Below are 20,669 nucleotides of genomic sequence, written 5' to 3'. Positions count from 1 at the left end.
CAGCGGGCGACCGCCCGCTGATGTGAGGAGTCCTCACGTAAAAGTGACCATACAGGAATGGCATACTGACGGGCGCCGGTGGCGTCTGATGCTCGGGCCGCCGGCGGCGCGACGGCATCTGATCGCGGGTGCGACCGACGAGAGGAGTGCCGGATGGCGGAGGTGCTGCGGTGACGGCACTGCCCCTGCGATCGCCCGACAGCGATTCCGCAGCGGTGATGACGCGACGGGGCTGGTGGTTGCTCGTCCTCTGCGTCGTCCTCCCCGGATCCGCCCAGGTCCTGGCCGGATCGAGGCGGCTCGGTCGCCTCGGCCTCGGGGCGACCCTCGCACTCGGGGGTGCGGTCGTCCTCCTGGCGGTCCTGTTCCTCGCCCTCCCGGGGCCACTTCTCTCCGTCCTCACCTCCGACCCGGCACTCATCGCTCTGCAGGCCGTCCTGCTCCTCTACGGTCTGCTGTGGATCGTCCTGCCCCTCGACACCCTGCGGCTCGTCCGGCTGGTCCGCGTCCGGCCGCGGGCGCGACCGCTGATCGCTGCCGGTACCGCTCTGGTGATCGCCCTCTCGGCGGGATCCACCGGGTACGCCGCCCACCTGGTGGGACTCTCGAGGGGGCTGCTCTCGAGCGTCTTCGCCGATCGCCCGGCGGCCGCTCCTGTCGACGGGCGCTACACCGTGATGCTGCTCGGGGGCGACGCGGGGGAGGGTCGCGACGGGCTCAGGCCCGACAGCATCTCGGTGCTGTCCATCGACGCGCAGAGCGGAGAGGCGGCCGTCATCGGCCTGCCCCGCGACCTCCAGAACATCCCGTTCCCCGCGGAGTCGCCCCTGTCGACGCTCTACCCCGACGGGTATCCCCGGAAGGACTGCAACGTCGACGTGTGCCAGCTGAACTCGATCTACACCGAGGTGCAGCTGAAGGAGCCGGAGCTGTACCCGGACGCCGAGGCGGCGGGGAGCTCACCGGGGATCGAGGGCATGCGCGACGCGGTGAGCGGGATCCTCGGTCTGCCCGTGCAGTACTACGTCCTCGTCGACATGCAGGGGTTCGCCGACCTGATCGACGCCCTCGGAGGAGTCGACATCACGTACACGGGCACGGAGGACCTCCCCTTCGGGGGAACCCTGGACGAGGACGGCGAACTGCAGGGAGTGAACGCCTGGCTCACCCCCGGTGCGCACCACCTCGACGGGTCCAACGCCCTCGCGTACTCCCGCTCGCGGTACGGGAGCAGCAACGGCGACTACGACCGGATGCAGCGCCAGCGCGACGTCCAGCAGGCGATCCTCGCGCGCCTGGGTCCCGTCGACGTCCTCGCGAGATTCCCGGCGATCGCGCGGGCGGTGTCCCGCGTGCTGACCACCGATGCTCCGCGGGGCGCGCTGGGCGAGCTCCTCGCCCTGGGCCTCCGGGCGCGATCGCAGCCGCTCAGCACGCTCGAGCTCGTGCCGCCCCTGGTCGACTCCGGCGACCCCGACTACGGGGCGATCCGGGAGGACGTCGCGACGCTGCTGGCCGGCGGCGGCTGAGCGGGGCGCGTCGAGCAGGCCAGCGCAGCAGCAGGTCAGCGCAGCAGCAGGTCAGCGCAGCAGCAGATCAGTGCAGCAGCGACTCCGCGAGCGAGAGCGCGCCGCGCACCCCCGCCTCGTCGCCGAGACCCGGCCGCACGACCCGCACCGGCCCGCCGCCCGTGCCGGTCGCACCGGGCGCGCCCATCAGCCGCGTCGTCTCGGCCTCGACAGCGGCGACGAGTCCGGGGGTCTTCGAGACCCCGCCCCCGATGATCGCGAGGCGCACGCCCGCCACGAAGGCGAGCGTCGTCACGAGCTGCGCGAGGTAGTACGAGCTCAATCGGAGGTTCGCGGTGGCGTCGTCGGGTCCGAGGCGCGAGCCGTCGACTCCCCAGCGCGCCGCGATCGCCGGGCCCGACACCAGGCCCTCGACGCAGTCGCCGTGGAACGGGCAGATCCCGTCGAAGCGGTCCTCGGGGTGTCGCCGCGGGAGCACGTGTGCGACCTCCGGCCAGCCGCTGCCGGCGAGCAGGCTCCCACCCGAGATCAGCCCTCCGCCGACGCCCGTGCCGACGGTCAGGTAGGCGAAGTCCGCGACTCCGACCCCGGCGCCCCAGCGGGCCTCGCCCAGCGCGGCACCGTTGACGTCGGTGACCAGCCCCAGCCGGGCACCCGGGGCGGCGTCGGCGAAGCCGCTCAGCACGTCGGCGCCCTCCCAGTCGAGCTTCGGCGTCGACGTCAGGCGTCCGTAGTCGGGCGAGGACGCGTCGACGACGAGCGGCCCGAAGGAGGCGAGCCCGACGGCCGCGACGGTCCCGTCGACTCCCGGATCGCGCACGAACGCGGCGAGGCCGGCGAGCGTCTCGTCCGGCCCGCGGGTCGGCAGTGTGGTCGTCGCCAGGATCGTCTCGGGCGCCGATGCCGCGGCGACCGCGGCGACGACCTTCGTCCCCCCGGTCTCGATGCCGATGAGGAGGGGAGCGGTGCTCACTGCTCGCGCCGGGTCAGCAGGAGGTGACGGTGCTGACCGCCCGGGAGAGCGTGAGCTCGCTGCCGAGCACGGTGGCGGTGTCGAGGTGCAGGCGCTTCAGCGAGTCGACCGTCTCGGCGGGCACGCAGCCGGGGTAGCTCAGCGAGATCGGCGCGCCGCTCGCGGCGGCGGCGGTCGCACCCGAGAGGGCGTCGGCGAAGCCCTCGCCCGAGGCGAGGAAGGTCGTGTCGATGAGCGGCGCAGGCGGGTAGGCCTCGTTGATCAGGCGGCTGGTGGCGTAGCGGCTGGGCCCGCCGATGCGGGTCGTCTCGTCGACGGCTCCGGAGGCGGTCAGTGCGGTCTCGATGCCCGCCGAGATCGAGGGCTCCTGGCCGATCACCACGGCGGTGGCCGGGTCGATGCGCTTCAGGGCCGCGATCGTCGCCGCGTCGAGGTCGCTCTCGGCTCCGTCGACGAGCAGGACGGCCTCGCCCCCGCGTCCGGCCACGGGCGCGACCGAGAGGGCGTCGGGGAAGTTGCCGCCGGTGGCGAGGAACACCTGGTCGTAGGAGCGCGCCGGGAAGGCGTCGGCGACGATCCGGCGCGACGTGTCGTAGCGGTCGGTGCCGCCGATCCGCTTCACGTCGCCGACGAGCGCGTCGATCTGCGCGTAGACGGCGGCCGAGACGGTGTCCTCGCTGCCGACGACGATCGTCTTCTTCGGGGCGAGACGCGTGATCTCGGCCGACACCGTCGCGGGCAGTGCGTCCGGGTCGGTGAGCAGCAGTGCCCCGCCCTGGATCGCGGCCGCGGGGCCGGCGCTGAGCGCATCCGCCCACTTCGCGCCGCTCGCGAGGTACAGCACCGGCACGCCGGGCTCGACGGTCTGCGTCGTCGCCACCGAGGTCGCGTAGCGGTCGGATCCCTCGATGCGCGCGGACGAGAAGGACCAGGTGCCGGGAGTGAAGTCGATGTCCTCGACCGCGGACTCTCCGACCACGACCGTCGTCGCCGAGCCGACCCAGTCGGTGTCCTCCCAGAACTCGTCCGCCACGACGGGAACGCCGGCGCCGGTCGGCTGCTCGAGCACGCGGACCGTGTACCGGCCCGATGACAGCGCCGGCAGCGAGTAGTCGCCCGACGTGCTGCCCGCGATCGTGATCGTCGTGTCGGCGGAGAGCACCGAGTCCTCGATGTTCGTGTCGATCGACCACGCCTGCACGACGTAGCGGTGGTCTCCGGTGACGCCGGCAGGAGCGGTGATCGTTCCGCTGATCGGCGCCGAGGCGGCGGAGGCGGGGCTCGCCGTCCCGAGGACGACGAGAGCGCCGATCGCGACGGAGGAGGCGGACACGAGGAGCGCGTGGCGGCGGCGAGGAGTCACAGCGATGCTTTCTGGACGTCGCGGCGGGCCGCGGAGGACACGATGTCTGTGAACACTATCGGGCGCCGGTGTCGAGCTTGACCCCCGTTGGAGGGAGTGGAGTTCAGCAGGCGGTCAACCGGGCGACGGCGGGCGAGAGCGTGGGCTCGCCACCCACCAGCGTCACGTCGTCCAGGTAGAGCGACTGCATCTGCACCCTCGTCGCACGCGGGACGCAGCCCGGCTCGCTGAGGTACAGGTTCGCGCCCCAGCCTCTGGCGACGGGACCGGCGGCGAGAGCGTCCGCGAAGTTCGTCGCCGAGGCGAGGTAGACCCTGTTGTTGCCCAGCGACGACGGGTAGCGGGCATTGAGCAGCCTGCTGGTCTCGTGGCGGTCGACTCCTCCGATGCGGTCGACCCGATCGACGAGACCGGAACCCGCCAGCGCCGACTCGATACCGGCCGAGATCGAGGGGGTGCCCCCGAGCAGCTGGCCGACTGCGGGCGAGAGCCGCTCGAGGGCTCGTCGCGTCGGGGCGTCGAGGGATCCGCGGGCACCGTCGACCAGGAGGACGGGTTCGCTGCGGCGTCCCGCGATCGGAGCGACCGAGAGGGCGTCGGGGAAGGCGGTCCCGGTCGCCAGGAACACGGTCTCGTACTCGCCCTCGAAGGCGTCCTCGACGATGAGCCGCGAGGTCTCGTAGCGATCGGAGCCGGCGATGCGCTCGACCGGCGCCTCCGTCAGGGCCTCGACGCTCCTGAGGACGTCGTCGCTCACGGAATTCGGGCCTCCGACGACGACGATGCGGTCGGGCTCGAGCCGGACGATCTCGTCGGCCACCACCTCGGGCAGTGCGCGAGGATCGGTGAGCAGCAGCGCGCCGTTCCTGTGGCTGGCCGCCGGTCCGGCACTGAGCGCGTCGGGCCAGTTCTCCCCGCTCGCCAGGTAGAGCACGGGTTGACCGGGTCCGGTCTCGGGCTCCGTCAGCGCGACGGCGGTCGCGTAGCGATCGGTGCCGGCGACGCGGACGACGCTCGACCCGTACGCCGTGGGGGTGAAGTCGACGTCGTCGAGCCCGGCGACGTCGACGAACGTGTTGGAGTACTTGTCCGCGGAGTTCGTCTCGGGGTAGTACTCGGCGTCGTAGTCCGGGTACCCGGCCCCGACGATCCGGAACACGTAGGTTCCCACGGGCACTCCACCGCTGACGGACCAGGGAGTGGCTCTGCCCGGAGTCGCGCTGACTCGCGTCGTGCTGAGGAGGTAGGTCTCGGTCATGCCCAGCCACCACGTCTCGACGACGAACTCGGGCGCGGTGACACCGGGCAGCGCCGCGGCGGTCACCTCGCCCGAGACCGCGGCGGTGCGATCGAGGAAGAGCCCGAAGTCGTCGTCGTCGGCCGAGACACGGTACGCGTCCTCCTCGACCGGCGAGCCGCCCGACCAGGTCGGATACCAGGTGCGATCGCCGATCACCTCGGCGCGCAGCGCATAGCTGTGGCCGCCGGGCAGGCTCATCGAGTACCGGGCTCCTGTCACGATCTCCTTCACGACGACCGAGTCCTCGTTCACGGCGCTCAGGCGGTAGGCGTCTCCGACCGGTTCGGGATGCGCTTCGTCGATGGTGCTGACGTGGATCGTGCCCGACACCACGATCGGATCGATCTCGGCGCCGGCCGCGGGCGGGCCCGCCGGCAGTGCGAGGAGCATCGCGACGATCAGGCCGAGAGCGGGAAGGAGGAGCGGGCGTCGCGATCGACGGGGGTCGGTGGGCATGGGCGCGTCTAGCCGCAGACGGTCAGCGACTTGACCGCGTCCGACAGCGTCAGGGGGCTGCCGAGCAGGGTGACGTAGTCGAGGTTGTGCCTCTGCAGCGCGGTCCGGGTCGCGCGCTGGACGCAGTCCGGCTCACTGAGGTACAGCGGGGCGCCGACCGAGGCGGCGACCGGGCCGACCGCGAGTGCGTCGGCGAAGGTGACGGCCGTGGCGAGGAAGGCGGTGTCGGTCAGCAGCGACGGCGGGTAGGCGTCGTTGAGCTTCCGGCTGGTGTCGTGGCGGTCGGATCCGGCGACGCGCGACACGTTCTGCACGACCCCCGAGCTCTGCAGGCTGTTCTGCACGCCCTGCGAGATCGACGGGGTGCCGCCGAGCAGCACGCCGTCCGAGGCGCCCTGGGCCGAGAGGGCGGCCTTCGTCGCCTCGTCGAGCTGCTGCGTCGCGCCGTCGACCAGGAGCACCGGCTGACCGAGTCGGCCGGCGATCGGAGCGACGGACAGTGCGTCGGGGAAGTTGGTGCCGGTCGCGAGGAACACGGTCGACGAGCCGTCGGGGAACGCGTCGGCGACGATCTTCCGCGAGGTGTCGTAGCGGTCCGATCCGGCGATGCGCTCGACCGTGGCGTCGGTCAGGCCGTCGATGTCCGCGACGACGTCGTCGCTCACCGAGAGCGAGCTGCCGACGACGACGATGCGCTGGGGGGAGAGCCGCACGATCTCGGCGGCGACCACATCCGGCAGCGCGGTCGGGTCGGTCAGCAGCAGCGCGCCCTTCTGCACCGCGGCGGCCGGTCCGGCGCTGAGCGCGTCGGGCCAGTTGCCGCCGCTCGCGATGTAGAGGACGGGGACGGTGTCGAACGTCGACTTCGTCACCGCGACTCCGGTGGCGTAGCGGTCGGAGCCGGCCAGGCGCGAGGTGGCGGAGCCGTAGGCGGTGGGGGCGAAGTCGATCCCGGTGAGCCCGCCGACGGGCACCGTCGTGAGCGCCTTCTCGACCAAGCGGGGAAGCTTCGAGTAGTACTGGTCGTCGTAGGCCGGGTAGCCGTCCTCGGCGGAGTGGAAGACGTACTGCCCCGCGGGGACCGAGGCGAGCGACCACGGCACGGCGGTGGTCGGGGCGCCCGCGGCGGAGGCGTCGTCTCCGAGCTTGTAGAAGGCGTCGCTGCCCGCCTCGTACCACCAGGCCTGGACCTCGAGCGCGGTGGTCGCGACTCCGGCGATCGCGGCGGCGGTGACCGAGCCGGAGACCGGAGCGGAGCGCGGCAGGGTGATCGCGATGCCGTCGGTGGTCGCGGCGAGCGGGTCGGCCTCGACGGAGATCGGGGTGTCGTCGCCGTACCAGACGGGGTACCAGGCGGAGTCGCCGATCACCGAGGCCTGCAGGTAGTAGTTCTGCCCGCCGGGCAGGGTGATCGAGAACGTCGACTCGACGGTGACCGTCTGCACCTCTTCGAACGCGTCGTTCTCGATGCGGAGGGAGTACGCGGCTCCGGCCGGGGCGGGGTGCGCCTCGTCGACGTCCAAGAGAGCGATGGTGCCCGAGAGGACGACATCGGTGTCGGCGGCCTGCACGGCCTCGCGGCTGACCTTCTGCCCGGTCGACGACGGGGCCGCGACGGGCGCCGCCGACGCGGGACCCGCGGCGAGCCCGGTGGCGAGGAGTGCAGCGGCGAAGCCGAGCGCGGCGAGGGGGACGAGACGGCGTGAGTTCACGGCAGATCTTTCGAGAGGATCCGCGGTGGGCCGCGGGCGGACACGTGTCTGAATGCTAGCCGCGGATGTGCTTCGAAGTCCCCTGCTGCAGCGGCGGCGCGGCCCCCATCAGGGGGAGTCGCGGGCGGCCCGGGCGCGCTCGCGGATGGCGAGGACGACCTCGGTCTTGGCGTCGGCGTAGGCGTTCATGTCCTCCCACGGCCGGCCCATGAGCGTCGTCTTGATGCTCTCGTAGAGGGCGCGCTCCTCCGGATGGGCGCGGAGCCGGTCGCGGAGCAGGAGGTAGTCGTCGATCGCGCGGGCGCCGCGCTCGTAGACGTGGATGTGGACGTCGCGGGCGGGCGTCCGCACGAGGCGGTGGCCGGGTTCGCGGACGCGGAGCTCGTAGCCGGCGGCGAGGAGGGCGTCGAGGTGGTCCTCCTCGGCCGTGATGTCGGCGACCGCGACGACGATGTCGATGATCGGCTTGGCGGCGAGGCCGGGCACCGATGTCGAGCCGATGTGCTCGACATCGACGTCGGTGAGGGCATCGAGGATCCGGCGGCGGCGCTCGTCGTAGACGTCGGGCCAGCGGTCGTCGAAGGGGTGCAGCCCGACCCGGAGCGCCTCAGGGCCGCCTATCAGCTCGACGGCGGTGACGTCGGGGCGGCGGGGTGTCGTCACGGCCGCCATCCCTCGCGCTCGCGGACGGCGCGTTGGATCCGCAGAGCGATCTCTCCCAGCTGACGGCGCTGGGTGGCCGTGAGGGGATCGAGGACCAGGGCTCTCACCGCGCGCTCGTGCGTCGGCGTGGCTCGCTCGAGCAGATCCCGCCCGTCGTCGGTGAGGACGGCCAGAGTGGAGCGGCCGTCCGTGGGGTCGGGGCTGCGGCGTGCCCGGCCTCGCGACTCGAGCCGCGACACCGCGCGGGACAGGCGAGACAGCGAGCTGTTCGCGAAGTCGGCGAGGGTGCTCATCCGGAGGGCGCCGTCGGGCGCTGCCGCCAGCGCGTAGAGGATGCCGTACTCGAAGTGGGTGAGCTCGACATCGCGGACGAGGTCGGCGTCGAGTGCCGGCGGGAGCCACTCCAGGACCGTGGCCAGAGCGGACCACGTCTCGAGGTCTGCACCGGTGAGGGGGCGGTGGTCGTCCATGCTCGCAGCGTACCGGTTGCTTGACTGAGCAACGACTCCACCGTACGGTTCTGCTTGCTCAAGCAAGTGAATCGATCGTCAGGAACCCGCATGGATCTTCATCTCGCGCACCGCCGCGCCTTCGTCAGCGGCTCGACGCAGGGAATCGGCTACGCGATCGCGCGAGCGCTGCTCCGTGAGGGCGCGACCGTGGTGATCAACGGCCGGGACGACCGCAGGGTCCAGGAGGCGGTGCGCCGGCTCGAGGGGGAGGTGCCGGGTGCCGAGGTGCCGGGTGCCGCGGTCTCGGGCCTCGCGGCCGACCTCGCCGACGCCTCCGGGACGGACCGGCTGCTCGAGGAGCTCGGGCGCGTCGACATCCTCATCAACAACGCGGGGCTCTTCGAGGTGACGCCGTTCGCCGACGTCGACGACGCCGAGTGGGCCCAGTTCTTCGACGTCAACGTGATGAGCGCGGTGCGCCTCTCGAGGGCGCTGCTCCCGCGGATGATCGACGCCGGCTGGGGCCGCATCGTCTTCGTCGGGAGCGAGTCGGGAGTGAACGTGCCGGCCGACATGGTGCACTACGGCGTGACCAAGGCGGCGGTGCTCGCACTGGGCAACGGTCTCGCGAAGCTCACCCGGGGGACGGGGGTGACGGTCAACACGATCCTCGGCGGGCCCACGTACTCCGACGGCGTGGCCGACGCGGTCCGGAGCCTCGCCGACGCGAACGGGCTCGCCGAGGACGAGATGAAGGCGATGGTCGCCGGCCCGAACCGCACCTCCCTCCTGGAGCGCTTCCTCGAGCCCGGCGAGATCGCGAACCTCGCCGTGTACCTCGCCAGCCCGCTCTCCTCGGCGACGAACGGTGCCGCTCTCCGCGCCGACGGAGGGGTGCTGACCGCGATGCTGTGAGGCATCGGGTCAGCGCCGGGCCGCTCGGGATTGGCGCGGAGATCCTCTCGCTCGGGGCCCACTCAGAACGGAGGTGGTGCTTCGGTGAATCGTGGCGCGGGCGGACTGCCCGGGAGCGCGGGTGGCCGGGTGGTGACGTGGCGGCCTGTGGGGGTGGTCCAGTCGGCGGTGCCGTCGGGGTGGAGGCGGTAGGTCCAGCGGTCGCCGTGTCGGACGTGGTGGTGCGCGGTGCAGAGGGAGGCGAGGTTGTCGAGCGATGTCTCACCTCCGGTGCGCCACTCGATCGTGTGGTCCGCCTCGCTCGTCGACGCGGGACGGGTGCAGCCGGGGAATCGGCAGGTCTGATCGCGCAGCTGGAGGTGGAGTCGCATCCGCGGAGGTGGAAGGCGGTGGGTTCGGCCGACGGAGGTGACCGTGCCGGTCATCGGGTCGGTGAGGACTTGGGTGAAGCTCGCGGCGGTGTCGGCGAGTGCGCGCGCGAGATCGGCGGGGATGAGGCCGTAGCCGTCGAGATCGGCGGAGGCGTCGTCGAGACCGGCGGCGGTGGTCGCGGGGAGCGTCAGCCGCACTTCGGCGCGGATGCCGGGGACGAAGGTCGGCGCGGGTGCCCCGTCGCCGGAGACGGGAGTGGTGCCGGTGATGTCGCCGTCGCAGAGGAGATCGGCGAGGGCATCGGCGCGCAGCTGCGCGAGGGTCCGCTCGTCTCCAGAGCCGGTGCCGCTGCTGCTGTCCCGGAGGCTGCGGGCGATCCTGTCGAGCCGGTCGTAGGCACCGACCGCGAACGGTGCAGGCAGGTACGCGGTCAGTGTCGCCATCCCGTCGACCTCCGGGGTGAGCCAGACGGCGCGATCGTCTCGGGCGCGGGCGTGCCGCTCTCTGAAGGGCTGCTCGTGCAGCTGCTCCCGCCAGCGGGCCAGGGCGCGTCGCAGCTGCGTCGGGGTCATCGCGGCGGCCGCCTCGGCCGCACACTCGTCGAGCGCGGCTCGGGATCCGGGCGGAAGGGTGGCAGCGGTCGCGCAGATGAGCTCACCCGACTCCCAGAGGATCAGCGCTGCCGCCAGGGCCGCTCGGGTGAGCGGGAGATCCTCGACGAGGAGCCGGGCGTGCTCGATCCGACGCGAGACCGCCCGCTCGGAGGTGCCGAGGGCGACTGCCAGTTCGGCCCGGATCGACCGCTCCGCGAGGTCGTTCGCCTCACTCCGCGACAGCTGCAGCCCGCGCGCGAACGACTCGGGGGACTCGAGCGCTCGGCGGTGCCCCGCGTACAGCCGCTCGGCCGTGGCGAGGCGTCGCGGCGCCATCGCGCGGTCCTCGCCCGCGACGTCGTCACCGCACTCGCGCACCTCTGCGAGCACCGCCTCCGCCGTTCCCATCGTCTCCATACGATGCAGTCAACAGGCGACCACTGACATCTGCTCACGTCTGCGCCACACTCTGCGCCACCGCCACCGCCACTGCCATCGCCGTCGCGATCGGCTTCAGGAGGCGAGGCCGCGTCAGCCCTCCGACTCGACCAGCACGGCGCGCAGCGAGCGGCCGCCCGACTCAGCGGTGAAGATCAGCGACCCGTCCTCGAGCTCGAGGTGGACGGGGACGTCGTCGAAGCAGACGACGTCCTCGGGCATGTCCTCGACGAACGAGATCCCCGTCGTCGTCCGGGACTGCTGAGTCCAGGTGCCCCGGCACGGGATGTCCGGGTACGTCGCGGTGGCCATCGCCGTCGTCCCGTCGTCCCGGATCGCGACCGACAGGGGATAGACGCGGTCATCCCCGGTGATGTCGCCGGCCCACGTGCCGGTCAGGTCGAGCTCGGTCGCCCCCGAGCCGGGTCCGGACGTCGGCAGGAGCGCGATCACGGCGACGAGGAGGGCGAGCAGCCCGGTCACTCCCGAGACTCTCACCCACCACATGTTCTGCCGGTGACGGGAGTCGGCGTCGTCCTCGGACGTCATGTGCCCTCCGCTCCGAAGGCTCGAAGCGTATCGGCGGGGCCCGGTCGGCGCCAGGCGTCGGTGTCAGGGGGCGGACCTGGCGGTCTGCGTGGCGAGCTTGCCTCCGCTCACCTCGACGAGGGTGCCGGTGATGTAGCCCGCGAAGTCGCTGGCCACGAAGCGCAGCAGATCGGCGATGTCCTGCGCCTCGCCCCAGCGGCGCACGGCCAGCATGTCCAGCTTCTGCGCCTGGCCCTCCTCCGGCAGCTCGGCGAACCCGTTCATCGCGGTGGGGATCATGCCGGGGGCGTAGGAGTTGGCGGTGATGCTCCACGGCCCCACCTCGCCGGCGAGGGTGCGGGTGAACTGGACCACGGCCGCCTTGGACGCCGCATAGGCCGCGCCGCCGACGCTCGGGACGATCGCCGCGAAGGACGCGGCGTTGATGATCCGGCCCCGCCCCTGGCGCTTCATCACGGGGATCACCGCCTTGCAGGTGGTGAACGTGCCGCGGACGTTGACCTCGAAGCACCGGTCCCACGCCGCGACGTCGAGATCCTCGATCAGGCCCTCGACGTTCACCCCGGCGTTGTTGATCAGGGTGTCGATGCGGCCGAATCGGGAGACGACATCGTCCATCACGCCCTGGACCGCGGCCGCGTCGCGCACGTCGCAGACGTACTGAGCGCTCGAGAGGCCGCGGGCGTCGAGGTCGGTGCCGACCTCCTCGAGGAGATCGGCCGCGACATCGAGGAGGACGACCGTCGCCCCGTCCTGCGCGAACGACTCCGCGATGACGCGGCCGATCCCCTGGCCCGCGCCCGTGACGACCACCACGTGGCCGGTGAAATCGATCAGCATCGGATCCTCTTCTCGTCGAGAGTAAAAAACATACTTCATGGCAGGATCGTCGCAACAAGTCATTCTTCTGAACGGAGCCCCCATGGCACTTCCCGACTCCCGTCCCGTCCTGTGGATCACCGGCGCCGGCAGCGGCATGGGCCGCGCGATCGCCGTGTCGGCGGCTCGGCAGGGTCACCGCGTGGCGCTCAGCGGACGTCGCCCCGAGCTGCTCCGGGAGACCGCGGAGGCCGTCGAGGTCGTCGGCGGGGAGTTCCTGATCGCCCCGATGGACGTGGCCTCGGCTTCCGACGCCCGATCGGTCCACCGGGACATCGAGGGCGCCTGGGGGCCGGTGACGAGACTGGTCGCAGCCGCAGGCCTGAATCGACCGGACCGCTACTGGCGGGACCAGTCGATGGCGGGCTTCGCCTCCGTCGTCGAGACGAACCTGACGGGCTGCGCGCGGGTCGTCGACGCGGTCCTCCCCGGGATGCGCGAGGCCGGCGACGGGGTCATCGTCCTCATCTCGTCGGTCTCGGGGTGGCAGTTCTCCCCGGACGCCGGAGTCGCGTACAGCGCCAGCAAGACCGCGCTGTCGTCGTTGACGCGCACGCTCAACGCGCAGGAGAAGCGCCACGGCATCCGCGCCTGCTGCCTCTGCCCGGGCGACGTCGACACCGCGTTCCTCGCGCAGCGCCCGGTCGTCCCCGACGACGACGCCCGCCGGTCGATGCTGACTCCGGTCGACATCGCCGCCGCCACTCAGTTCGTCCTCGACAGCCCCTCGCACGTCTGCATCGACGAGCTCGTGATCACGCCGGTCGTGAGGGCGGGGGGCGAGGCCGCGTGACGCGCCTCCGCGCACTCTCGCCCGTCGTCAAGGGCGGCGGCAGCAGCTACTCGCAGCTCAACGACCAGCTCGGCTCCGCCATCTGCGACGGACGGCTTCCCGAGGGCACCGTCGTGACGGTGGACGAGATCGAGGTCGCGACGGCGACATCGCGCAGCGTGGTCCGCGAAGTCGCCAGGGGGCTCGCCTCAAGGGGCCTGCTCGAGGCGCGCCAGCGCATCGGCCTGCGGGTCCTCCCCGAGACGGCCTGGAACCTCTTCGACTCCCAGGTCATCCGCTGGCGCCTGCGGTCACCGCAGCGCGAGAGCCAGCTCCGGACCCTCGCCGAGGTGCGTCTGGCGATCGAGCCGGAGGCCGCCCGCCTCGCGGCCGCGCGACGGACTCCGGACGAGGCGGCGAGCATCGTGAGCGCCGCGACCCGTCTGTGGAGTGCCGGATCGACCGGCGCCGATCCCGACGAGCTCCTGCGCGCGGATCAGGCGCTGCACGCGCTCATCCTCCGGGCGTCCGGCAACCCGATGTTCGCGCAGATCTCCTCCGTCATCCAGGAGACGCTGCACGAGCGCACCCTGCACGAGCTCGGCGGGCACGGTTTCGACGCCCACGACCTGCAGCTCCACGTCGACCTGGCGACCCGCATCCAGAGGAGCGACGCGCGGTCGGCGAGCGACGCGATGCGCTCGATCATCGAGAGGACCCAGATCACCGAGACGACCCGGTAGCAGGGCGCCTCACACCGGGAAGCGGCTGCCGATCAGGCTCTCCGACACCTCCCACAGGCGGCGGGCGTCGTCGGTGCGGCGCATCGGCGCCCACAGGTCGCGGCGGGCGGCCGGGCCGCCGATCAGGCGGGTCGGGCCGAAGAATCCGCCGCCCTCCGCGGCGATCGCGGCGAGCAAGGCCGGCTGCGCCGCGCTCTCGACGGTGCCCGCGACTCCGACCCGCGCGAGCAGCTCGATCAGGCCGCGGCCGCGCACCTGCTGCGGGCGACCGAGCCCGGGCTGCGCCGCGAGGAGGTTCGTGGGCGAGATCCCGGGGTGCGCGAGGGTGCTCGTGACGCCCCAGTCGGCGGCCCTGCTCCGCGAGTCGAGCTCGAGGGCGAAGAGGGCGACGGCGATCTTCGACTGCACGTACGACCTCATCGTGTCGTAGCGGCGCTCGCCGTTCAGGTCGTCCCAGTCGATCGAGCCGCTGCGGGCCGCGATGCTCGTCTGGTGCACGACGCGGGCGTGCCCGAGGAGCGGCATCAGGCCGAGCGTCAGCGCGAAGTGTCCGACGTGGTTGGTGCCGAACTGCAGCTCGAGGCCGTCCTCGGTGACCTGCCGGTGGGGCGGCTGCATCACTCCGGCGTTGTTGACGAGCAGATCGAGCGGGCGGCCCTCCTGCACGAGGCTCTCGGCGAGCGCGGTGACCGAGCGGAGGGAGGAGAGGTCGAGCGGGCGCGTGCTCACGGTCGCCCCGGGGATCGCGCGGCGGATCGCCTCCGCCGCGGCCTCGCCCTTGGCGGCGGAGCGGACGGGCATGACGATCTCGGCTCCCGCGGCGGCGAGGCGGGTGGCGATCACCCGGCCGATGCCGTCGCTGGCTCCGGTGACGACGGCGAGCCGGCCGGTGAGATCGGGGATCGGGATGCTGCGGGTCATGGGGACTCCTCGGTGTCGGTGGTCTCCCCATCGTCGGGCGAGGCGGCGAGCGGAGGCAGGGCCTCCCGATCCACGGCTGCGCGATCCACGGCTGCCCGATCCACGGCTGCGCGGCCCGCGGCTCAGACCAGCGAGCCCACCACCGCGAGCAGCTCGAGCTTCTCGGCGCTCTCGCTGCCGGGGACCGCGGTGTAGACGAGGAGCCGGTGCGACTGCTCCGGATCGAGCAGTGTCTGGCACTCGAGCTCGAGCAGGCCGACCGACGGATGCTGGAAGCGCTTGGTCGCAGGCGGCCGCAGCCCCACCTCGTGCTCGGCCCACAGCGCGCGGAACTCGCCGCTCTGCGACGCGACGAGATCGACCAGCGCGGCCGCCCGGGATCCCGGGCCGCGCAGGGTCGCGATCTCGCGCAGCCCCGCCACGAAGACCCGAGAGAGCTGCGCGCGGTCCTCCTCGGGATACGCCTCCCTCGCTGCCGGGTCGGTGAACCAGCGGTAGCCGATGCTGCGCGACGGCCCGGTGCGCAGTGTCGCGTCGCCCAGGAGCGTCGCGCCGAGCGGACTCTGCCGCAGCGTCTCGCCGAGCTCGGTGATGATCTCGGCCGGGGTGTCGTGCAGGCGGTCGAGGATGCGGAGCAGCCCCGGCGCGATGTGGTCACCCGCGACTCCGCGCGCGGGTGGGGTGTGGCCGGCGAGCCGGAAGACGTGGTCGCGCTCGCCGAGCGAGAGGTGCAGTCCCTGGGCGATCGACGCGATCATCTGCTCCGACGGCTGCGGGCCGGTGCCCCGCTCGAGGCGGGCGTAGTAGTCGGTCGACATGTGGCAGAGGGCCGCGGCCTCCTCCCGGCGGAGGCCCGTGGTGCGCCGGCGCGGTCCGCGGGTGAGTCCGACGTCCTCGGGCTGCAGCGCCTCGCGCCGTCGCCGGAGGAACGTGGCCAGGCCGTCGCGGTCGATCACGGTGGTTCCCCTCGTCGAGGCTTCCGTTCTACCGGTGCCGGGGCTGCTGTGCCACGGCCCGCCGATCCACCCCTCGCATCCGCCGCCCGTCAGACCACGACGCCGCCCTCGAGCCGCACGACGCGGTCGGCCGCGCCGAGCACCGCGGGGTCGTGCGACACGCAGAGCACGGCGGCTCCGCGCTCCGTCTCGGCACGCAGGACGGATCGGATGCGCTCGCCGCTCTCGCTGTCGAGCCCGGTCGTCGGCTCGTCGAGGAGCAGGAGGTCGGCACCGCGGGCGAGGCCCTGGGCGAGGAGGGCGCGCTGGCGCTGGCCGCCGGACAGCGATCCGAAGGGCGTGCTCGCGAGATCGGTGATCCCGAGGCGCTCCATCGCGTCGATGACGGCCGCCCGAGCGGCGCGGTCGAGGCGCCGCAGCCGCCCCGCGCGCCCCCAGGAGCCGACCGTCACCACATCGCGGACGGTCACGGGCAGCCGGTCCGAGACGGCGGCCCGCTGCGGCACGAAGGCGAGCGACGCGGTGGCCGAGCGGGTGCCGGAGGAGAGAGCCCGGGTGCCGGCGACCACCTCGAGGAGCGTGGTCTTGCCCGCGCCGTTCGGGCCGGCGAGCGCCGTGAAGGCCGCCGGCAGCACGTCGAGGTCGACCCCGTCGAGGGCGCGGCGAGCGCCGAAGTCGACGCGGACTCCGCGGAGGCGGGCGAGGGCGCTGAGGGAGGGCATGCCTCGATCCTAGCTATTTGATAATCATTCTCATTCTCGATACGGTCGGGCCCCATGTCCTCCTCCGTCCTCGAGCCCTTCGCCCTCGACTTCCTCCAGCGCGCCCTCCTCGGCGGCGGTCTGGTCGCGGTGCTCTGCGGAGTCGTCGGCACCTGGGTGGTCATCCGCGGGATGGCGTTCCTCGGCGAGGCGCTGGCGCACGGGATGCTCCCCGGGGTCGCCCTCGCGACGGTGCTCGGGCTGCCGGTGCTGCTCGGGGGAGCGCTCAGTGCGGTCGTGATGAGCCTCGGCATCGCCGCCCTGCAGCGCCGCGGCCGGCTCTCGTACGACACGAGCATCGGCCTGCTCTTCGTCTCGACGCTCGCCGTCGGGGTCGTGATCATCTCGCACTCGGGGAGCTTCGCGACCGACGCGACCGCGATCCTGTTCGGCGACATCCTCGCGATCGCGCCGGCCGACGTCGTGATCCTCGGCGCCGCGGTCGTCGTGGGGCTCGCGATCGCCGCCGCCTTCCACCGGCCACTCGTCGCACTGGCCCTCGATGCCCGGATCGCGGCGGTGCTCGGCCTCGGCCCGCGGTCGGCGCAGGCCGCGCTCGTCGGACTGGTGACCCTGGCCGTCGTCGCCTCGTACCAGGCGGTCGGCTCGCTGCTGGTCGTCGGGCTCCTGCTCGCCCCCGCCGTCGCGGCGGGGCAGTGGACCACCCGGATCCCGACGCGGATGGTGCTGGCGGCGGTCGTCGGCGTCGCCTCCGTGTTCATCGGGCTGCTCGTCTCGTGGCACGCGGCGACGGCGGCCGGAGCCTCGGTGGCGCTGACCGCGGTCGCCCTGGCGGCGCTGTCCTGGGCGCTGCGGGCGCTCGGATCGCGGCTCGCTCCTCCGGTCGCCGTCGCGTGACCTCCTCCTCCCGCTCTCCTCGAAAGGCTCCCGTGCGTCTCCGCCTCCTGCCCCCGACCCTGCTCAGCGCGCTCGCGCTCGGCCTGGTCGCCTGCTCGACCGCTCCCGCCGACTCCGCCCCACCCTCCGGCGGCTCGGAGGGGCACGGCGCCGTCGCGGGCGCCGCCGAGCTCGCCGAGCCGCCGCTCGCCCTCGTGACGATCGATCCCGACGGAGGCGTCGCGCAGCTCGACCTGCTCGACGAGACCGTCGCCGACCTCGGCACGGTCGGAGCGCCCTCGGCGGTGACGACGGACGGCCGCTACCTCTTCGCGCAGACGGCCGACGGCGTCGAGATCGTCGACAGCGGGCGGTGGACCTGGGACCACGTCGACCACTTCCACTACTACCGGTCCGATCCGCGGCTGCTCGGCGCGGTCGAGGGCGACGGGGCGGCCACCGTCGCCACGACGAACCTCTCGACCTCGGGCGGCACGGGGTTGTACTTCGAGGGAGCCGGCGTCGACGACTCCGGCGAGGCCGTCCTCCTCGATACGGAGGCGCTCTCGCGCGGGGAGATCGTCGAGCGGTTCCGCCTCCCCGCGGCACCCGGGCCGGGGCTCGTCGTCCCCGTCGGATCGTCGGCACTCGTGACCGAGGGCAGCGGTGCCTCGACGACCGTCGTCGGCTACACGGCTGAAGGTGAGCGCACCGGACTCGTCGAGCCCTGCCCGGATGCGGCCGGCACGATCACGACACGGGTGGGCGCGGTCATCGGCTGCAGCGACGGCGCGCTGCTCGCCTCCGCGGGCGACGGCGGACTCGTCGTCGAGCGCCTCCCGTACCCCGAGGGCACGACGGCGCCCGCCGCCACCGCTTTCGACAACCGGGAGGGCCGCCCGACCGTCGCCGGTCTCGCCGGCCGCGAGGGGGTCTGGCTGCTCGACACCCGCGAGCGCTCGTGGACCCTGCTGCCGGCCCCCGCGCCGTTGGCGCAGGTGACCGCGGTCGACGACGCGGACGGGCACGTGCTCGCCCTGGCCGAGGACGGCCGCGTGCTCGTCCTCGACGGCGCGAGCGGAGCCGTGCTCGCCGAGACCGGGCCGCTGGTCGCCGGCTCCCTCGCCGCCGGCCGATCGCCCGTGCTCGTCGCCGATCAGCAGCGCGCCTACCTCAGCGCCCCCGCCGAGCGGCGGCTGCACGAGATCGACTACGCCGACGGGGCCCGGGTCGCGCGCACCTTCGAGACGCCCGCCGATCCGGCGTTCGCCGCCGAGGCGGGACGCTGACCGTGCGCCCGCTCCGCGTGTCCCTCCTCGCCGTCGCGGCCCTCCTCCTCGCGGGCTGCGCGACCCCCGCCGATGACCGGCCGCTCGTGATGGTGTCGACCAACATCCTCGGCGACGTCGTCGGCGAGCTCGTCGGCGACGAGGCCGAGGTCGTGACGCTGATGGCGCCCGATGCCGATCCGCACTCCTTCGAGATCTCGGCGCAGCAGGCGGCGCGACTCCGCTCGGCCGATCTCGTCGTCTCGAACGGCCTCGGCCTCGAGGAGGGGCTGCAGCAGCACCTCGACGCCGCGCGGGAGGCCGGCGCCCGGACCTTCGTCGCCGGAGACGCGATCGACATCCTCGCCTACAGCGAGGGCGACGCGGAGGGAGCGCCGGACCCGCACTTCTGGACGGACCCGGCGCGGATGCTCGACGTCGTCGACGCGCTCGAGCCGGCCCTCGCGCAGATCGACGGCGTGGATCCGGACGCCGTCGCCGCGAGCACCGCCGCGTACCGCACCGAGCTCGAGCGACTCGACGCCGGGATGACGGCCGCCTTCGGCGCTCTGCCCCAGGAGCGGCGTGCCCTCGTCACGAACCACCACGTCTTCGGCTACCTCGCCGAGCGCTTCGACTTCGACGTCGTCGGCGCCGTCATCCCCGGCGGCACCACTCTCGCCGCCCCGTCCGCCTCCGACCTGGCCGACCTCGTCGACGCGGTCGAGGACGCCGGAGTCCCCACGATCTTCGCGGAGTCCTCCTCGCCCGACCGGCTCGTCCAGGCGCTGGCGAGCGAGGCCGACCTCCGCGTGGAGGTGGTCGAGCTGTTCACCGAGTCCCTCACCGGGCCCGAGGGCGGCGCTCCCGACTACCTCGCCATGATGCGCGCGAACACGCAGCGCATCGCCACCGGGCTCTCACCCTGAGCGCCCCACCACTGGATAAGAGGAACCACCATGCGAATCCCCCACCTCCGCCGAGCGGGAACCGCCCTGCTCGCCCTCGGAGCCGCCGCGGGCCTCGCGGCCTGCTCGTCGGGTGCTGCAGGCAGCGCACCCGCCACGGACTCCGCGGCCACCGACTCCGCTGCCACGGACTCCCGAGCCGACTCCCGGGTCGCCGTCGCCCACGCCGGCGGGATCCTCGTCCTCGACGGGACGACGCTCGAGACCCTCGCCGATCTCGAGTCGGAGGAGTTCACCCGCCTGAACGCGGCCGGTGACGGCCGCCACGTGATGGTCACGACGAGCGCCGGCTTCCAGGTGCTCGACACCGCCGGTGACCCCGAGCTCACCGACCTCGTCTTCGCGGCCGATACCCCCGGCCATGTCGTCCACCACGCCGGGCGCACGATCCTCTACGCGGACGGCACGAGCGACACCACCGTCTTCGACACCGCCGACCTCGCCTCCGGTGACACCCCCGAGGTCGAGACGATCCCCGGCGTCCGGGCGCACCACGGCGTCTCGGTCGTGCTCGAGGACGGCACCCTCCTCACCACGGTCGGCGACTCCGACGGCCGCACCGGCATCGAGGTCCGCGACCCCTCCGGCGCGGTCGTCGGCGGGAGCGACCAGTGCCCGGGCGTGCACGGCGAGGGCACGGCGGCCGGCGAAGCGGTCGTCTTCGGCTGCGAGAACGGCGCGCTGCTCTACCGCGACGGCGCGATCACGAAGCTCGACGCTCCCGATCAGCCGTACGGCCGGATGGGCAACGCCTACGTCAGCGAGACGAGCCCGATCGTCGTCGGCGATTACAAGAGCGACCCCGACGCCGAGGGCTACCTCCTCGGCGCCGTCGCACTGATCGACACCGTCTCCGGCGCCCTCGACGTCGTCGACCTGCCCGACGGCGCGGAGTACACCTTCCGCGACGTCGCCCGCGGTCCCAGTGGTCTCGCGTACATCCTCGGCACCGACGGGTCTCTGCACGTGCTCGATCCCGAGACCGGCGCCCTCACGGGCGAGTTCCCCGTGATCGACGCCTGGGAGGGCCCGGTCGAGTGGCAGGATCCGCACCCGGCCCTCGCGATCGCGGGCGGCACCGCCTACGTGACCGAGCCGGCGGCCGACGCGATCCACGCCGTCGATCTGGCGACGGGCGAGATCACCGCGACGGGCGAGCTCGGAGCGACCCCGAACGAGCTGAGCGTGGCCGCTCGCTGAGCGGAGGCGGCCGCCTGCATGACGGGCGGCCGCCTCCCTTCTCGTGCGT

Annotated in this window: 20 protein-coding genes; 8 read left to right on the top strand and 12 right to left on the bottom strand. The window is 72.9% G+C overall.

The window, feature by feature from the left end; all coding sequences use genetic code 11:
• Positions 1-170 precede the first annotated feature (170 nt).
• Complete coding sequence (locus ASG06_RS16845) at positions 171-1,529, top strand: LCP family protein (RefSeq protein ID WP_231727805.1); 1,359 nt, start codon at positions 171-173, stop codon at positions 1,527-1,529.
• Between the two features lie 67 nt (positions 1,530-1,596).
• Here the strand turns inward: ASG06_RS16845 and ASG06_RS16840 are convergent, their stop codons facing one another.
• From ASG06_RS16840 to ASG06_RS16815, 6 genes are all read right to left on the bottom strand, one after another.
• On the bottom strand, positions 1,597-2,502 hold the full coding sequence (locus tag ASG06_RS16840) for an ROK family protein (protein WP_056044737.1): 906 nt from the start codon (positions 2,500-2,502) through the stop codon (positions 1,597-1,599).
• A 13-nt stretch (positions 2,503-2,515) separates the two neighbouring features.
• A complete protein-coding gene (locus ASG06_RS16835; protein ID WP_056044736.1) occupies positions 2,516-3,865 on the bottom strand; it encodes a cell wall-binding repeat-containing protein in 1,350 nt (449 codons plus the stop codon).
• Between the two features lie 103 nt (positions 3,866-3,968).
• Positions 3,969-5,621, bottom strand: coding sequence for a cell wall-binding repeat-containing protein (locus ASG06_RS16830; protein WP_056044734.1), 1,653 nt, complete (start codon positions 5,619-5,621; stop codon positions 3,969-3,971).
• Between the two features lie 8 nt (positions 5,622-5,629).
• Positions 5,630-7,333: a cell wall-binding repeat-containing protein gene (locus ASG06_RS16825; RefSeq protein ID WP_056044732.1), complete on the bottom strand. Its 1,704-nt coding sequence runs from the start codon at positions 7,331-7,333 to the stop codon at positions 5,630-5,632.
• A gap of 108 nt (positions 7,334-7,441) precedes the next feature.
• Positions 7,442-8,005 (bottom strand): GrpB family protein, encoded by a 564-nt coding sequence (locus ASG06_RS16820; protein WP_056044731.1) that lies wholly within the window; start codon positions 8,003-8,005, stop codon positions 7,442-7,444.
• A complete protein-coding gene (locus tag ASG06_RS16815; RefSeq protein ID WP_056044729.1) occupies positions 7,993-8,466 on the bottom strand; it encodes a MarR family winged helix-turn-helix transcriptional regulator in 474 nt (157 codons plus the stop codon). Before ASG06_RS16815 ends, ASG06_RS16820 begins: the two co-directional genes overlap by 13 nt.
• A 90-nt stretch (positions 8,467-8,556) precedes the next feature.
• Here ASG06_RS16815 and ASG06_RS16810 point away from each other — a divergent pair, with 90 nt between their 5' ends.
• The gene (locus ASG06_RS16810) at positions 8,557-9,363 is read left to right on the top strand and encodes an SDR family NAD(P)-dependent oxidoreductase (protein WP_056044727.1); all 807 of its coding nucleotides are present in this window, start codon (positions 8,557-8,559) and stop codon (positions 9,361-9,363) included.
• A 62-nt stretch (positions 9,364-9,425) separates the two neighbouring features.
• Here ASG06_RS16810 and ASG06_RS16805 read toward each other — a convergent pair whose 3' ends face one another.
• From ASG06_RS16805 to ASG06_RS16795, 3 genes are all read right to left on the bottom strand, one after another.
• Positions 9,426-10,745 (bottom strand): HNH endonuclease signature motif containing protein, encoded by a 1,320-nt coding sequence (locus ASG06_RS16805; protein WP_056074169.1) that lies wholly within the window; start codon positions 10,743-10,745, stop codon positions 9,426-9,428.
• A 114-nt stretch (positions 10,746-10,859) separates the two neighbouring features.
• Positions 10,860-11,315 (bottom strand): hypothetical protein, encoded by a 456-nt coding sequence (locus ASG06_RS16800; RefSeq protein ID WP_056044724.1) that lies wholly within the window; start codon positions 11,313-11,315, stop codon positions 10,860-10,862.
• Between the two features lie 63 nt (positions 11,316-11,378).
• Positions 11,379-12,155: an SDR family NAD(P)-dependent oxidoreductase gene (locus tag ASG06_RS16795; RefSeq protein ID WP_056044722.1), complete on the bottom strand. Its 777-nt coding sequence runs from the start codon at positions 12,153-12,155 to the stop codon at positions 11,379-11,381.
• Positions 12,156-12,237: 82 nt separating this feature from the next.
• Between ASG06_RS16795 and ASG06_RS16790 the strand changes: the two genes are divergently transcribed.
• The gene (locus ASG06_RS16790) at positions 12,238-12,987 is read left to right on the top strand and encodes an SDR family oxidoreductase (protein WP_056044720.1); all 750 of its coding nucleotides are present in this window, start codon (positions 12,238-12,240) and stop codon (positions 12,985-12,987) included.
• A complete protein-coding gene (locus tag ASG06_RS16785) occupies positions 12,984-13,709 on the top strand; it encodes a FadR/GntR family transcriptional regulator (RefSeq protein ID WP_082499333.1) in 726 nt (241 codons plus the stop codon). Before ASG06_RS16790 ends, ASG06_RS16785 begins: the two co-directional genes overlap by 4 nt.
• Before the next feature lie 9 nt (positions 13,710-13,718).
• Here the strand turns inward: ASG06_RS16785 and ASG06_RS16780 are convergent, their stop codons facing one another.
• The 3 genes from ASG06_RS16780 to aztA form a co-directional block, all read right to left on the bottom strand.
• The gene (locus ASG06_RS16780; RefSeq protein WP_056044718.1) at positions 13,719-14,630 is read right to left on the bottom strand and encodes an SDR family oxidoreductase; all 912 of its coding nucleotides are present in this window, start codon (positions 14,628-14,630) and stop codon (positions 13,719-13,721) included.
• A 122-nt stretch (positions 14,631-14,752) separates the two neighbouring features.
• On the bottom strand, positions 14,753-15,586 hold the full coding sequence (locus tag ASG06_RS16775; protein ID WP_056044716.1) for a helix-turn-helix transcriptional regulator: 834 nt from the start codon (positions 15,584-15,586) through the stop codon (positions 14,753-14,755).
• Positions 15,587-15,675: 89 nt separating this feature from the next.
• Positions 15,676-16,308, bottom strand: a complete 633-nt coding sequence (aztA, locus tag ASG06_RS16770; RefSeq protein ID WP_056044713.1) for a zinc ABC transporter ATP-binding protein AztA — start codon at positions 16,306-16,308, stop codon at positions 15,676-15,678.
• 54 nt (positions 16,309-16,362) lie between these two features.
• Here aztA and aztB point away from each other — a divergent pair, with 54 nt between their 5' ends.
• Genes aztB through aztD form a run of 4 tightly spaced genes read left to right on the top strand, consistent with a single transcriptional unit; the run spans position 16,363 to position 20,620 of the window.
• Positions 16,363-17,205, top strand: a complete 843-nt coding sequence (gene aztB, locus ASG06_RS16765) for a zinc ABC transporter permease AztB (protein WP_056044711.1) — start codon at positions 16,363-16,365, stop codon at positions 17,203-17,205.
• A 32-nt stretch (positions 17,206-17,237) separates the two neighbouring features.
• Positions 17,238-18,473 carry a hypothetical protein gene (locus ASG06_RS16760; RefSeq protein WP_056044710.1) on the top strand — a complete coding sequence of 412 codons (1,236 nt, stop codon included), beginning with the start codon at positions 17,238-17,240 and terminating at the stop codon, positions 18,471-18,473.
• A gap of 17 nt (positions 18,474-18,490) precedes the next feature.
• Complete coding sequence (aztC, locus tag ASG06_RS16755) at positions 18,491-19,381, top strand: zinc ABC transporter substrate-binding protein AztC (protein WP_231727803.1); 891 nt, start codon at positions 18,491-18,493, stop codon at positions 19,379-19,381.
• A gap of 30 nt (positions 19,382-19,411) precedes the next feature.
• Positions 19,412-20,620: a zinc metallochaperone AztD gene (gene aztD, locus ASG06_RS16750; protein ID WP_056044706.1), complete on the top strand. Its 1,209-nt coding sequence runs from the start codon at positions 19,412-19,414 to the stop codon at positions 20,618-20,620.
• Positions 20,621-20,669 lie beyond the last annotated feature (49 nt).

It is taken from the genome of Rathayibacter sp. Leaf185 (genome assembly GCF_001423885.1).
Classification (GTDB): Bacteria; Actinomycetota; Actinomycetes; order Actinomycetales; family Microbacteriaceae; genus Rathayibacter.
The sequence above is the reverse complement of the archived record's forward strand: the minus strand, read 5'-3'. Positions and strand labels throughout refer to the sequence as shown.

Coding starts and splice junctions, on each gene's coding strand:
- ASG06_RS16800 (WP_056044724.1), bottom strand. CDS start 11,315: ATGACGTCCGAGGACGACGCCGACTCCCGTCACCGGCAGAACATGTGG.
- ASG06_RS16790 (WP_056044720.1), top strand. CDS start 12,238: ATGGCACTTCCCGACTCCCGTCCCGTCCTGTGGATCACCGGCGCCGGC.
- aztA (WP_056044713.1), bottom strand. CDS start 16,308: ATGCCCTCCCTCAGCGCCCTCGCCCGCCTCCGCGGAGTCCGCGTCGAC.
- ASG06_RS16805 (WP_056074169.1), bottom strand. CDS start 10,745: ATGGAGACGATGGGAACGGCGGAGGCGGTGCTCGCAGAGGTGCGCGAG.
- ASG06_RS16830 (WP_056044734.1), bottom strand. CDS start 5,621: ATGCCCACCGACCCCCGTCGATCGCGACGCCCGCTCCTCCTTCCCGCT.
- ASG06_RS16795 (WP_056044722.1), bottom strand. CDS start 12,155: ATGCTGATCGATTTCACCGGCCACGTGGTGGTCGTCACGGGCGCGGGC.
- aztB (WP_056044711.1), top strand. CDS start 16,363: ATGTCCTCCTCCGTCCTCGAGCCCTTCGCCCTCGACTTCCTCCAGCGC.
- ASG06_RS16780 (WP_056044718.1), bottom strand. CDS start 14,630: ATGACCCGCAGCATCCCGATCCCCGATCTCACCGGCCGGCTCGCCGTC.
- ASG06_RS16820 (WP_056044731.1), bottom strand. CDS start 8,005: ATGGCGGCCGTGACGACACCCCGCCGCCCCGACGTCACCGCCGTCGAG.
- aztD (WP_056044706.1), top strand. CDS start 19,412: ATGCGAATCCCCCACCTCCGCCGAGCGGGAACCGCCCTGCTCGCCCTC.
- ASG06_RS16810 (WP_056044727.1), top strand. CDS start 8,557: ATGGATCTTCATCTCGCGCACCGCCGCGCCTTCGTCAGCGGCTCGACG.
- ASG06_RS16815 (WP_056044729.1), bottom strand. CDS start 8,466: ATGGACGACCACCGCCCCCTCACCGGTGCAGACCTCGAGACGTGGTCC.